10 protein-coding genes are annotated in these 12,821 nt (G+C 52.1%); 6 read left to right on the top strand and 4 right to left on the bottom strand.

Annotation, left to right across the window (positions count from 1 at the left end; genetic code table 11):
• Positions 1 to 22: 22 nt before the first annotated feature.
• A complete protein-coding gene (locus tag IEY53_RS23735; protein ID WP_189029458.1) occupies positions 23 to 730 on the bottom strand; it encodes an HAD family hydrolase in 708 nt (235 codons plus the stop codon).
• Between the two features lie 501 nt (positions 731 to 1,231).
• Here IEY53_RS23735 and IEY53_RS23730 point away from each other — a divergent pair.
• Together IEY53_RS23730 and IEY53_RS23725 are read left to right on the top strand one after the other, a co-directional pair.
• Positions 1,232 to 2,113, top strand: coding sequence for an alpha/beta fold hydrolase (locus IEY53_RS23730; protein WP_229696309.1), 882 nt, complete (start codon positions 1,232 to 1,234; stop codon positions 2,111 to 2,113).
• A 172-nt stretch (positions 2,114 to 2,285) separates the two neighbouring features.
• Entirely contained in the window at positions 2,286 to 5,111 is a 2,826-nt protein-coding gene (locus IEY53_RS23725; protein WP_189029456.1) for a glycoside hydrolase family 3 protein, read from the top strand.
• Between the two features lie 722 nt (positions 5,112 to 5,833).
• Here the strand turns inward: IEY53_RS23725 and IEY53_RS23720 are convergent.
• Complete coding sequence (locus IEY53_RS23720; RefSeq protein ID WP_189029453.1) at positions 5,834 to 6,907, bottom strand: LacI family DNA-binding transcriptional regulator; 1,074 nt, start codon at positions 6,905 to 6,907, stop codon at positions 5,834 to 5,836.
• A 347-nt stretch (positions 6,908 to 7,254) separates the two neighbouring features.
• On the opposite strand from IEY53_RS23720, the gene IEY53_RS23715 reads away from it, so the two are divergent.
• Both IEY53_RS23715 and IEY53_RS36135 read left to right on the top strand, forming a co-directional pair.
• On the top strand, positions 7,255 to 7,398 hold the full coding sequence (locus IEY53_RS23715) for a glycoside hydrolase family 78 protein (protein ID WP_189029451.1): 144 nt from the start codon (positions 7,255 to 7,257) through the stop codon (positions 7,396 to 7,398).
• Complete coding sequence (locus IEY53_RS36135) at positions 7,365 to 7,520, top strand: 3-keto-5-aminohexanoate cleavage protein (protein WP_189029449.1); 156 nt, start codon at positions 7,365 to 7,367, stop codon at positions 7,518 to 7,520. The genes IEY53_RS23715 and IEY53_RS36135 overlap by 34 nt, the downstream gene beginning before the upstream one ends.
• A gap of 69 nt (positions 7,521 to 7,589) precedes the next feature.
• On the opposite strand, the gene IEY53_RS23705 is transcribed toward IEY53_RS36135, so the two are convergent.
• Both IEY53_RS23705 and IEY53_RS23700 read right to left on the bottom strand, forming a co-directional pair.
• Positions 7,590 to 7,925, bottom strand: a complete 336-nt coding sequence (locus tag IEY53_RS23705) for a hypothetical protein (protein WP_189029447.1) — start codon at positions 7,923 to 7,925, stop codon at positions 7,590 to 7,592.
• A 76-nt stretch (positions 7,926 to 8,001) separates the two neighbouring features.
• Positions 8,002 to 9,276, bottom strand: coding sequence for an AraC family transcriptional regulator (locus IEY53_RS23700; protein WP_189029445.1), 1,275 nt, complete (start codon positions 9,274 to 9,276; stop codon positions 8,002 to 8,004).
• Positions 9,277 to 9,386: 110 nt separating this feature from the next.
• Here IEY53_RS23700 and IEY53_RS23695 point away from each other — a divergent pair, with 110 nt between their 5' ends.
• Together IEY53_RS23695 and IEY53_RS23690 are read left to right on the top strand one after the other, a co-directional pair.
• Positions 9,387 to 11,654 (top strand): glycoside hydrolase family 3 C-terminal domain-containing protein, encoded by a 2,268-nt coding sequence (locus IEY53_RS23695; protein WP_189029443.1) that lies wholly within the window; start codon positions 9,387 to 9,389, stop codon positions 11,652 to 11,654.
• 171 nt (positions 11,655 to 11,825) lie between these two features.
• The gene (locus tag IEY53_RS23690) at positions 11,826 to 12,503 is read left to right on the top strand and encodes a hypothetical protein (protein WP_189029441.1); all 678 of its coding nucleotides are present in this window, start codon (positions 11,826 to 11,828) and stop codon (positions 12,501 to 12,503) included.
• Positions 12,504 to 12,821 lie beyond the last annotated feature (318 nt).

Raw genomic sequence — 12,821 nt, 5'->3', positions numbered from 1 at the left:
CTCCTCAACTGATAAGTTCGGTTTAATCAGTCTGTACGACTCTGTCGGAATAAACGGGCAACTGTGTACTATGAAAGCAGCGGCGGGTAAGAACATGGTTGAAATCGAGGTTGTTTAAGCTGTCGGTCCGGTGATGCGGAGTGTCAAATTCAAGAAAACTCGTAATATCATTGGGAATAACAACACAGTGTATGCCTGCGGCTGCGGCTGCTTTGGACCCGTTCGGAGAGTCTTCAATGGCCACCGCTTCTTCAGGCTGCAGACCAAGACAGGAAAGGGCTTGACGGTATAACTCCGGGTCCGGTTTGACTTTCTCTACATGATCCGAGGTGCGTATACAATCGAAATAATCGCGGATATCTAGCTGATCCAGATACTTCTCCACCCATTCGAGGGAAGAGCTTGAGGCCAGCCCCATACGCAGGCCGGCTTTTTTGGCCGAATCCAGATAGTGCTGAATACCCGGCCGGATGGCCTCCAGCTCCATGAGCTTGCTGTGACGTTCTTGAACAGCCGTGCGGAATTCCTGCTTGTTAATGGGGAGCTTGAGGTCAGTCATTAGATATTCATACGGGTTAAAACCGTTCAGGCTCGTTCCGATACAGGTGGAATACTGTTCCAGGGTCAGTTCTACCCCATGCTGCTCGTAGGCCTCGTTAAATGCGGTGTACCAAGCAGTCTCTGTGTCGATAATTGTTCCGTCAAAATCAAAAATGATTCCTTTGATCAAATCAACCATACCCCTTCTTAGTTCCGTTTTAGACAGTGATCGGTTAGAATATCTCACATGAAAAGGATGAATATTCTACGAATTGCTGTTTTCAACTCGCATTTGTCTATAAAAACCGTAACAAACATCAAGTTTGGCGTCAAGCATGGAAGCTTATCTACTATGTTTAGAACCCGCTTACAAAAGGAAGTTTTGTACGCTGCGTATAGCGTGTCTTTCTGGACTCCGCGCCCCTGATATTGGCATGAACGAAAACAGCAACAATCCCTTGAGCCTCGTGGGATTGCAGCTGTTAAGTTTACGCAGGGGAAGGGCGTGTCCCATGGATTTTCCAACAAGCCCAAAAATGCAGCTGAAACTTTTATTAAAAAAAATTTCTTGAAGCACAAATGTATGCTTTATAAAGCGGTTTCCGTGAAATTACACGATGACCCGGATTTGATGTGTTATAGTATGAAAAAGAAAAATACAAAATATTACCTTAAAGTAAGGAGGATGAAGGTGGGCTTGTACCGATTCAAGTCACAAGAAGGAAAACATGTCCTATACGATTCCTATCAAAAGCTGCTGGCCGGATGGGATGTGGCGGTGGAAGAAGCGGATATTCCGACCACTTGGGGGGAAACCCATGTGATTACAGCGGGCAGCCGCCACCGGCCGCCATTAATGTTGTTCCATGGTGTGGCGGACAATTCGGCATTAATGTGGATATTTAATGCGGCCGAGCTGTCCCGGCATTTTTTTGTGATTGCGGTAGATACGCTGGGCGGACCGGGAAAAAGCGAGCCAAACGCCGGTTATGCCAAAGGTTTTGAACAAGCGCCCTGGATCCATGAGCTGGTAAACTGGTTCGGCTTCAAACGCCTTTATGTTGCGGGTGTTTCCAATGGGGCTTATCTGGCGAGCTGTTACACCATCGCTTATCCTGAGTACGTTGAGAAGATGATCGGCATGGCGGGCGGTATTAAACCAAGTATGCTGCGTATGGCTAGGCTGTTTCTGCCGGAAGCCTTGCTTCCTGCCTCCGGGACAACGACCCGGAAGCTGCTGCGCAAGCTGACTGCGCCCGGATCCACTGTATTCGAGAGCCATCCGGAGATCATGCGCCATTGGACGTATCTGCTGCGGTATTTTAATAACCGTTCGATGATGGTTCATACCTACAAGAAATTTCTGGATCCGGAAATTGCCTTGCTGCGGGAAAAAGGGATATTTTATATCGGAGAACATGACCGGTTGTCCTATTACCCTGCTGCGATTCGGACTCTGGACCACCATCAGGTTCCTTATGTGATTATTCCGGGTGCCGGGCATGGGCTTAACCATGAGCAGGCGGAGCGGATGAACCGGGAGATCATTGGTTTTTTACAAGGTGAGCTCTAAGTGCAATCTATAGAATCTCTAATTGTGACCTGATTTTTCTTTCAATTTGAGTGGTGTTGCCATGCTCAGGAATCTTCTACAATGATGTAAATGGGATGCGTTTACATTATTTAAGTACGGATCCTTGATGCAAGATGAAACCGCTATCACGGAGAATGAAGGAGCGATAATTATGGGAACAGCTACATATCCATTTCAGCAGATTGATTTGCCTGTAAAGGAACGGGTTCAGGATTTGCTTACCAGACTCACCCTGGAGGAAAAAGTCACCCTGATGCCGCAGTATCAAGCTGCGATAGAGCGTCTCGGCGTTGGGGCGTACAAACATGGCACGGAAGGTGCGCACGGCATTTCCTGGCTGGGCAAAGCAACGTCATTTCCACAGCCCAGCGGGCTGGCCTGCACCTGGAACCCGGAGCTGATGAAGGAAGTAGGAGCAGCGATTGGGGAAGAAGCACGGGCTTTTTACAAAAAGAATCCGGCTGTCAACGGTCTGACGCTGTGGGCGCCTACCGTAGATATGGAACGTGACCCGCGCTGGGGCAGAACCGAAGAAGCCTACGGCGAAGACCCGGAGCTGACCGGGCGGCTCAGCACTTCCCTGGTGAAGGGTATTCAAGGTGATCATCCGGTATATTTGCAAGCGGTTGCTACACTGAAGCATTTCCTGGGCAACAACAATGAGATTGACCGCGGAAGCTGTTCGGCCAGCATTGATCCGCGCAATATGCGCGAGTATTATTTGGAGGCATTCAAACCTGCCTTCCTTGAAGGCGGAGCGCAGTCGATGATGACCGCATATAACTCCGTGAACGGCGTGCCGGTTATTCTGCATCCGTCCGTTATGGAGGTGGTCAAAGGCGAATGGAATATGGATGGCTTTATTGTCAGCGATGCCGGCGATTTGTTCGGGATTGTCAAAGACCATAAGTATTACGAGTCGTTCGCAGAGTCGATGGCGGAATCCATCAAAAACGGGATTGACAGTGTGACCGAGGAAACAGATGAGACGATTAAAGTGATTCACGAGGCGCTGGAGCAAGGGCTGCTTACCGAGGAAGACCTGGACCGTGCGCTGCTGAACACGTTCAGCGTCCGTTTCCGTCTGGGGGAATTTGATCCGGAGGAACTTAATCCATACACGTCTATCGACGATTCCGCCATTCTCAGCCACAAACATGGTGAGATTTCGCTGGAAGCGGCCAAGCAGTCCATTGTACTTTTGAAGAATGAGAACCATACCCTGCCCTTGAATCCGAAAAAGCTCTCCAAAGCAGCCGTCATCGGCCCGCTTGGCGACGAAGCCTTCAGAGACTGGTACTCGGGAACGCTGCCATATGGCGTGACACCCCTGCAGGGTGTAAGAAAGAAGCTGGCCGGCAAGCAGGTAACTTTTGAAAGCGGGGCCGACCAGATCATCCTTACTTCGGCTGCAAACGGCAAAGCCCTGGGACTAACCGGCGAAGACGGCAGACTGGCTGTTATGCACGACCAGGCAGAACGCGGGGAATTATTCACCCATACCGCATGGGGCTGGAACAGCAACACCCTCAAATCCACAAGCCGGAATCAATATGTGACGCTGACGGAAGAAGAGACGCTGACCGCTTCCTCCGCTGAAATCTACGGCTGGTATGTGAAGGAACACTTGAGATTCAAACCGGAGGCTGAGGGTGCGGTGTCTCTGCGGACCTGGAATGACAAACCGATCTCAGTGAAAGTCGAGGACGGCACGCTGCACGCAGCAGTAGAGGAGGACGCTGCACCGGTAGCTATGTTCAACAGACAGGTGATCGTAAACGGTCTGGAGGCTGCAGTGGAAGCGGCCAAGGCTGCCGAAGTCGCAGTTGTCTTCGTGGGCAATCATCCGCTGCTGAACGGCAAGGAAGAAATCGACAGACCGGATATTGTGCTGGCCGAGGAGCAGGAGGCGCTGGTCAAAGCCGTATATGAAGCGAACCCCAATACGGTGGTTGTGATTGTCGGAAGTTATCCGATCTCTTCTTCATGGATCGACGAGCATATTCCGGCGGTGCTGTACACTTCCCACAGCGGACAAGAGCTGGGCAATGCGGTGGCGGAGGTGCTGTTCGGCGGGTACAGCCCGTCCGGCAAGCTGAACATGACCTGGTACCGGTCGGTGGAACAGCTACCCGATCTGCTGGACTATGACATTATCAAAGGCAAACGGACGTATATGTATTTTGACGGCGAGCCGCTCTATCCGTTCGGGCACGGACTCAGTTATGCGGATATGACTTACAGCAGCCTGAGACTGGTTTCCAAAGAGCTGGAGCAGGAAGGGTTGATCCAGGTTTCTGTTCAAGTGGATAATACCGGTACCGTGGATGGCGACGAAGTAGTTCAATTGTATGTACAGGCGCTCAGTTCACGGGTGAAACGTCCGCTCAAGCAGCTGAAGGGCTTTGAGAAAGTCCGCATCGCTGCCGGACACACACAGACGGTCGAATTTACGCTGCCGGTGGCCGAGTTGGCTTTCTGGGACGTTACCCGTGAACAGTATTGTGTAGAGAGCGGGGAATACTCCATTATGATCGGCCGGTCCTCTGCGGATATCCTGGTCTCGGAGCAAATAACGGTCAAGGGCGATACGGTTCCGGCCCGGAATCTGTACCTCTCGACCAAGGCGGAGAATTATGATGATTACGAAGCTGTCTATCTGGACGAATGCAAGGCGGGTGGCGCGTCAGTTCATCCGGTAAAAGCAGGAGCCTGGATAACGTTCAACGATGTCCGGTTTGAGGACGGAGCAGCAGGCATTGAGGCGCTGGTCTCCTCGGCAAAAGGCGGCAGCATCGAGGTCAGAACAGGCAGTCCTGACGGAGAATTGGCCGGTACCATCACCGTACCTTCGGGCGGAGAACTTCAAGCGTGGACAAGTGTTGCTGCCGAGGTGGCTGTCCCTGCCGGAACGGCCAGGTTATATTTGGTCTTTAACGGCGAGGTATTGCTCAGCCGGTTCCATTTCACGAAATAGCACCAATGATCCAAAGGGGGTAACCCTTATTATAACCCGTACTTTCTGCAGGTCAGGAAGTACGGGTTATTTTTGCAGCACGATAGCCTGTTTTTTAACAAGTCGGTTTAGACTCTGTTGCAGCCGGAGAAGGGCTGGAGCCTGGTGACTGCACTTTGTACATCAGGCTGCGGGTCATTTCGGCTAATTTTCGATTTGACTGCATTTGCTGCATTGGGAAAAGTAGAATTGGCCCAAACAGGCCTGTTTTCTAAATTTTCAGTGTACAAAATACATCAAAATTGACTTTTGAGCCTATTCAGAGCGATTTTGCTGCACTAAATACATTACGTTCGTGCTCACTCAATGCAAGGAGGACGCGGTAGTTCCCCGTTTATCGTTCAAGTTCATGGGCGGGCCTGTTGTTGTCAGAGCGGTTAGTGTAATAGTTCATATAGGGAAATACACCCGCTAATGTATAGAGGAAGGCTCGATTCAGGCGTTTTGGCGAAAATAACGGGTGCGATTCCCTCTAAAGTGATGGAAAGGCGCCAATCTGCGGATTTAACGGGCGGATCTCCCTATAGGGGGAGTACCGGCCAGCCTGTGGTGTAGCACGTAAGCACCCTGTTGTTGAATGCAATTGCGCCGCTTGATAAGGTCGGGGAATTAGGAACAACAATCAAGAAAAAGGCCACCTCCTTTAAGCCGGGGCGCCTGTTTCTTGTGGGGGATCCAAAGACTCACACCCGGGACTCGCTCGTTTCTTCGCCTTCTACCCGGACGGCAATCGGCGCACAGGACAACCGCTCCTTAAAAGAAGTGTCGACCAGCGTCTTGATGCCGGAGAACTGATTCTCCTGGACGGAATCGGTCAGCAGGTCTACGGCTGTGCGGGCGAGCAGTTCTTTTTCCACATGGATGGTGGTCAGCTCCGGCGTGACGACGATGGACTCCCGGATGTTGTCAAAGCCGATAACGGAAATATCTTCGGGCACGCCAAGCCCAAGCTCGGCGAGGGTTTTTATGACGCTGATCGCAATATAGTCATTCTCGCAAAACAAGGCGGTAGGGTAACTTCCCTTGGCCTGCTTATAAGCAGACAGCTGTGTTTTGAACGAATCCTGAACGGTCAGGACGGTAGGGGCAACCGTAAACAGCGAAGGTTCCGGCAGGTCAGTGCCGAGCTCCTGCAAAGCCTGGCTGAACCCCCGCTTGCGCGCTTCAAAATTATGAATCCGCACGGAGGAAGCGACATATCCAATATCCCGGTGCCCAAGCCCGTGCAGATGGGAGGCAGCCTGATAAGCGCCCATCGTGTTGTTAATCTCCACAAACGGCAGGGGCAGTGTCTCATACATGGTGTCCAGTACCACGAGGTTCGGCATCTTCCCGGCAATCAGAGAAATCTGCTCCCGGCTGAGGTTAGTGCCCAGCAGGATGACTGCACTGGTGGCATTCTCTTCAGCGATTAGTTCGATCTCCTGTTCGAAAGACCCCATATCTACAGAAGAGAACAGCATCGAATACCCTTTGGAGCGGGCGCGTTCCTCGGTATGCTGGATCAATTCCCGGAAAAAAGGCTGCTGATAATAATCCTCAAGCACGATGCCCGAGTTGGTAAACGCCAGGAACAGCAGGGTTTTGGCCTGCTTGCCCGGAGCGGGTGGTTTGACTTTGGCGGCATATCCGGCGTCCTTGGCAATGCGCAGAATACGTTCGCGTGTATCCTGGCCAATGCCCGGTTTTCCGTTTAAGGCCAGGGACACCGCCGCTTTCGAGACGTTGGCCATTTTTGCTATATCTTCCATTTTCATATATGGCTCTCCAATTCTTGTCGAAATTCATGTAAACAAATTAATTTTACTACTAAAATTAAGTGAAGTGCAAGAAGTGACATAAAGGCTTTTCAACTAAATTTTACATTATATTAAGTTGAAAACACTAAATTTAGTCCTTTGAATCAATTGACGGCCCTAGAAGAGGGTGGTGATATAGGTCGAAAGAGAGGTTTAGTCTAATATATATTCAATTTTGTTTAGTTAAGTTAATACAGTCAGACAATGAGAGGTTTGGGTTAGCTGGAGGAGCAGGAATAGGGGACAACAACACGCTGGATTACAGGCGGAGTGTCAGCGTGAACCTTAAGGATGGAGGACTTGTGATGTCTATTTTGGTTACGGACTGCAGGACTGGATATTTGAAGAACCCGCTGGGGCTGGATGTGCAGCATCCCAGGCTGTTCTGGAAGCTGGACACCGTAGAAACATCCGTGTGGCAGACGGCTTATCAGATACTGGATATCTGAGCGGGCAGACCAACGCGGCGAACAATGCCGAGCTGGTCGCGCGAATAGCAGGCCTGATCCAGGCCATGGACCTGGAGGTCGCCGGCCCGCAGGAAACCAGAAGAATGCTGAACGTTCATTAGAAGGGTGTCGTCCTGGATCTGATCGATCCGTTAACCCGGAAGGGGCTGGCGGGTTGTTTTTTTGCCCTTTTAATCCCCGCCACCACCGCCGCCGCCGTCACCGCCACCACCACCTGAATCTCCACCACCGGAGTCACCGCCGCTGTACCCGCTGTCACCGCCCCAGTTGTGGCCCCCGTCATGCCCGGAATGATGTGAGCCTCCATGATGATGCCCATCCTCGTTGTAATTCTTGTGATGATGTTTATCCGAATAATCGAGGCCGGAGGAGCCTGCGAAATAATTGGCGCCCGAGGTGTCATCCGAGTAGGTTCGTCTGGTGCGTGTGCGTTTTTTGCGGTCATCCCGCATAATCAGCTGAATAACAATAATTACTATAAATACTACAAACAGGAGTATGCCCATGGTGATTCCTCCTTAGAATATGGGTTTGCACAAGGGAACTTGCCTCGATTGTACCATAATATTGAAGAGCTGGGGTTCAATTATACATCCCTTGTCTGTTTCTGAATTGTTTAGGCGTGGCACCGGTGTACTTCTTGAATACTTTGGTGAAATAGCTCTGGTCATTAAAATGAAGCCGGGAGGCAATGTCCGACAGGGTGATGGATGAGCTGTCCATCAGACGTTTGGCTTCCTCAATCCGTTCGCGCTGGATATAATCGCTGATGGTGAATCCGGTCTCTTTTTTGAACAGCTGTGAGAGGTAACTCCCGTTAAGTCCGGCTACCTCGGCCAGCCTGTCCAGTGAAAGCTCCTCATAGAGATGATTAAAAATATAGTTCTGGCATAACGCAGCCGTACGGGACAGCCTCGATCTGCGGTTGTCCCTGACATGGTCGGCAAAGTCGCAGAGGGCCATCATCTGCGCATTCTCTACCGCCGGAATATCCCGCAGTTCCTCAATATGCTGGATATGCCAGTCGCTCAGAGTATAGGCTATCTCCCAGAACAGTCCTCCGTCTATGGCCGCCCTGGTGGCCAGGGTAATGGAGGAGATTGCGAGGTTTTTTTTGCTGCGGAGCTGGCTCTTGCGGGACAACAGCCCAAACTGCTCTTCGGAAAAAGACATATGCGCCTGCAGCAGCGCCGCCTTATCCCCATTGCGGATATGCAGGAACAGGCTTTTCTCCAGCATGGGATCGTGATGCAGCCAGGTCTGCTCCCGCCGGTAGGAGACGTCCAAATCCGGGCTTGTGTCAGTCTCCGGCAGGGCGTTCATCGTGCGGGTATCCATGAGCAGCTCATTTATGGAGAGAGCCTGACCGGTAACCAATGTATAGAGCAGAATAGCGGCATGATACAGCCGTATACGGCTGAGCACGGGCAGAGTGGAGTAATAGTTCAGCCACTGCTCGTGCCTGGTTGCCGGAATGTCATGATCCCGCAGCAGACTGGCCGTATTCTCCGGGGTAAGGGAAGCGGACATGGAGGGCCCCGCGATAAGGATTCCGGCTGTGTGTAGTCCCGGCGGCAGCCGCCAAATCATGAAGTTCTCCAGATAACGGGTGGTATATATGAACGGCAGTGAGGCAGCGTCCGGGTACACCGTCTCCTTCGTTTCCCCGGCATGGCGTAGGGTCGCCGCCAGCATGGACCCGGTGTCTTTGGCTGAAGGAGGGGCGGAGAAGTTGGCCGGCAGTGCATATTCCAGGCCGCCGCTTGCGTCCAGATGAAATACCGGAATCCGGAAGGCTTCATAGATCAAGGTGCAGATATAGGGGATTTCCAGAGGTATCTTCAGGTCTTCGGTCATTTTTTCACCTCGCAATCTTCGGATACTGCCAATAATACAATTAAAATACCATAACGTCCGCATTAAGTATATTAGAATGGGAATTACTAAATATTCAGAGGAGGCTGTTTATGACAACTGCTATCGAGCACCTCATATCACAAATGACATTGGAGGAGAAGGCGGGGCTATGTTCAGGACTTGATTTCTGGCATACCAAAGGAATTGAGCGCCTGGGCATCCCATCCTTGATGATGACGGACGGGCCTCACGGCCTGCGTAAGCAACAAGGCAGCGCCGACCATCTGGGACTGCACAACAGTGTACCGGCGACTTGTTTCCCGTCTGCGGCGGGTCTGGCTTCTTCCTGGAACCGTGAATTGATCGGGCGTGTGGGTGTGGCCCTGGGTCAGGAATGCCAGGCGGAGGATGTGGCTGTGCTGCTCGGCCCCGGGGCCAACATCAAACGCTCTCCGCTGAACGGACGGAATTTTGAATATTTCTCGGAGGACCCGTATCTGTCTTCCGAAATGGCTGCTTTTCATATTCAGGGTGTGCAGAGCCAGGGGGTGGGTACGTCACTCAAGCATTTTGCCGCCAATAACCAGGAGCACCGCCGGATGTCAACGAATGCTGTAATCGATGAGCGCACGCTGCGGGAGATATATCTCGCCAGTTTTGAAGGCGCTGTCTTAAAAAGCCAGCCATGGAGCGTCATGTGCTCCTACAACCGGGTGAACGGTGAATATGCGTCTGAAAGTGAAACCTTGCTGACCCGTATTCTTCGGGACGAATGGGGCTTTGAGGGGGTTGTGGTCTCTGACTGGGGCGCAGTCAATGAATGTGTGCTGGCGCTGCAAGCGGGGCTGGAGCTGGAGATGCCGTCCAGCGGAGGCATTGGGGACGCCAAAATCATCGCAGCGGTCAACAGTGGGGAGCTGTCGATGGAAACGCTGGATCTGGCGGTGGAGCGGATGCTCTCGTTTATTTTCAAATATACGGAGAACCGCAAGGAACAGGCCACGTTCAGCGCAGCAGAGCACCATCGCCTGGCCCGCGAAGTTGCCCGGGAGAGCATGGTGCTGCTCCGCAATGAAGACGGCATTCTGCCGTTGTCCAGGGAAAGCAGGCTCGCGATTATCGGCGAGTTCGCGCGGAAGCCGCGTTATCAGGGCGGAGGCAGCTCGCATGTGAACCCGACGCAGCTGGATGATGCTTTTGCCGAAATTAAAGGTTACTGTGGTGCGGACAAGCTGCTGTATGCCAAGGGTTATGAGCTGGAGCATGATGAGATCAATGAGGCGCTGCTGCAAGAAGCGCGCGATATCGCAGCTAAGGTGGATACAGCCGTGTTGTTCCTCGGACTTCCTGACCGTTATGAGTCGGAAGGTTATGACCGCAGCCACCTGTCTCTTCCCGAGAGCCACAAAGCGTTAATTGCAGCGGTAGCCGAAGTACAGTGCAATATTGTTGTAATCTTGAGTAACGGTTCACCGGTGGAAATGCCCTGGATCGGCAAAACCAAGGGGATTCTGGAAGGGTATCTCGGCGGCCAGGCTTTTGGCGGCGCGGTTGCCGACCTGCTGTTTGGTGAGGTTAGCCCCAGCGGCAAACTGGCTGAGACCTTTCCGCTTAAGCTGAGCGACAACCCGTCTTTCCTGAACTTCCCGGGGGAAGGCGACCTTGTGGAGTACAAGGAAGGGGTATTCGTAGGCTACCGTTATTATGATAAAAAAGAAATCGAGCCGCTTTTCCCGTTTGGCTTCGGGCTGAGTTATACACAGTTTGAGTACAGCGGCCTGAAGCTGTCGAAGCACAGCATATTGGATACGGAATCTGTACAGGTCCGTGTGACGGTGAAAAATACGGGGACGCGTGCCGGGAAGGAGATCGTTCAGCTGTATGTAAGCGATGTGGACAGCAGTGTGATCCGTCCGCTGCAGGAGCTGAAGGGCTTCGGCAAAGTGGAGCTGCAGCCCGGCGAAGCGCAGGAGATTGCTTTTGAGCTGGATAAACGCTCCTTTGCTTACTACAATACGTCGATTGGCGATTGGCATGTGGAAAGTGGCCTGTTCCGGATCAGCATCGGCGCTTCTTCCAGGGATATTCGCCTGAGTGCCCAGCTTGAAGTGGAATCGACCACTCCACTCACGGTTACCTTCAACCGCAACACTACCGTCGGCGACCTGCTGGACAATCCATTCACCGCTGAGAAAGCCAAAGGTTATGGCAGTATTTTCGGACTGGAAGGCGCCATGGATGATAATCCGGAGATGTACCTGGCCATGATGAAATATATGCCGCTGCGGGCGCTGATCGGCTTTGGCGGAGGCAAATACACCGAAGCGGATCTGGCCCGGGATCTGCGGGAGTTAAATGCGCTGGTGGCTGGGGAATAGCGGGTGTACGTGAAGGGTTTAAGCAGGAATCTTATCCTTGGAACCAACCCTAAAGTCATTGACAGCTGAAGAAATAGAGACCTATACTTTTGATAAATCGGACGAAGAACGTCCCGTACTCCAAGCTGTTATTGGGGTGCGGGATTTTTTTGTGCAGGGGGAGTGTAGGAGATGGGGTTTGCAGAAGAACACCGCAGATGGCTGGATTATCATTTGAAACAAAGAAAGGGCGAACGTCTGGACCGCTTGAAGCGTGGTCATGGCCATGGTGAACAGATGTTTGCCGAGCGGGTGTGGTGGCCAATCTTTGGTCACTTCGATCATCTGCACCCGGAGTACGAAGTTTCGGATTGGCGTGGGCGTCCTTACTTTGTTGATTTTGTTTGGAATCCGGGAAGGGTCAAGTTTGCTATTGAGGTAAAAGGGTATGGGCCGCATGTACAGAATTCGGACAGGACCAAATACCGCCAGGAATTAAACCGGGAAATTTGTCTTCAGATTGGCGGATATCGGGTGGTTGCGGTTCCCTATGATGATCTGGAGACGACGCCCGGCCTTACGATCTCGTTGTTGAGGTCCTTGTTCATGCCGTATCTCACCGTGAGTGAGGAGGAGAAGGCGCATTATTCCCGGCTGGAGCGTGAGATCCTGCAGATTGCTCTTCGTACCGGTGGAGGCATCCGTCCCGCTGATTTGGTGCAAGAGCTGCAAATCCATCCGCGTACGGCCGTAAAGAGGCTGCGTTCTTTATGCGACAAGGGCAAATTCCAGCCGATTATGGTGAACGGCAGCAGCCGGGTCAACCGATATGAATATATCCACTCGATTGCAGATAGCCACATTTGGTAAAAGGGCAACACAATACCTATTGATTCGCCCGCGGGTGCGGATCGTGCTGAATGAAAGGCAAAAATGCCTTAGGATTGGCCCGTGGGTACGGATCGGGCCGAATGAAAGGCAAAAATGCCTTAGGATTCGCCCGCGGGTGCGGATCGGGCTGAATGAAAGGCAAAAATGCCTTAGGATTCGCCCGCGGGTGCGGATCGGGCTGAATGAAAGGCAAAAATGCCTTAGGATTCGCCCGCGGGTGCAGATCGGGCTGAATGAAAGGCAAAAACTATTTAGCCCCCTTATCCACTTGGACACTTTAACCCACTTCAGATACAC

It is taken from the genome of Paenibacillus albidus, from assembly GCF_014644435.1.
Taxonomy (GTDB): domain Bacteria; phylum Bacillota; class Bacilli; order Paenibacillales; family Paenibacillaceae; genus Paenibacillus_AQ; species Paenibacillus_AQ albidus.
Note: the sequence above shows the minus strand (reverse complement) of the source record. Positions and strands in the feature narration are given on the sequence as shown.

What these genes read in the sequence shown, in the direction of transcription:
- IEY53_RS23725 (WP_189029456.1), top strand. Translation starts at nt 2,286, where the DNA reads ATGGGAACAGCTACATATCCATTTCAGCAGATTGATTTGCCTGTAAAG.
- IEY53_RS23720 (WP_189029453.1), bottom strand. Translation starts at nt 6,907, where the DNA reads ATGAAAATGGAAGATATAGCAAAAATGGCCAACGTCTCGAAAGCGGCG.
- IEY53_RS23715 (WP_189029451.1), top strand. Translation starts at nt 7,255, where the DNA reads ATGTCTATTTTGGTTACGGACTGCAGGACTGGATATTTGAAGAACCCG.
- IEY53_RS23705 (WP_189029447.1), bottom strand. Translation starts at nt 7,925, where the DNA reads ATGGGCATACTCCTGTTTGTAGTATTTATAGTAATTATTGTTATTCAG.
- IEY53_RS23700 (WP_189029445.1), bottom strand. Translation starts at nt 9,276, where the DNA reads ATGACCGAAGACCTGAAGATACCTCTGGAAATCCCCTATATCTGCACC.
- IEY53_RS23695 (WP_189029443.1), top strand. Translation starts at nt 9,387, where the DNA reads ATGACAACTGCTATCGAGCACCTCATATCACAAATGACATTGGAGGAG.
- IEY53_RS23690 (WP_189029441.1), top strand. Translation starts at nt 11,826, where the DNA reads ATGGGGTTTGCAGAAGAACACCGCAGATGGCTGGATTATCATTTGAAA.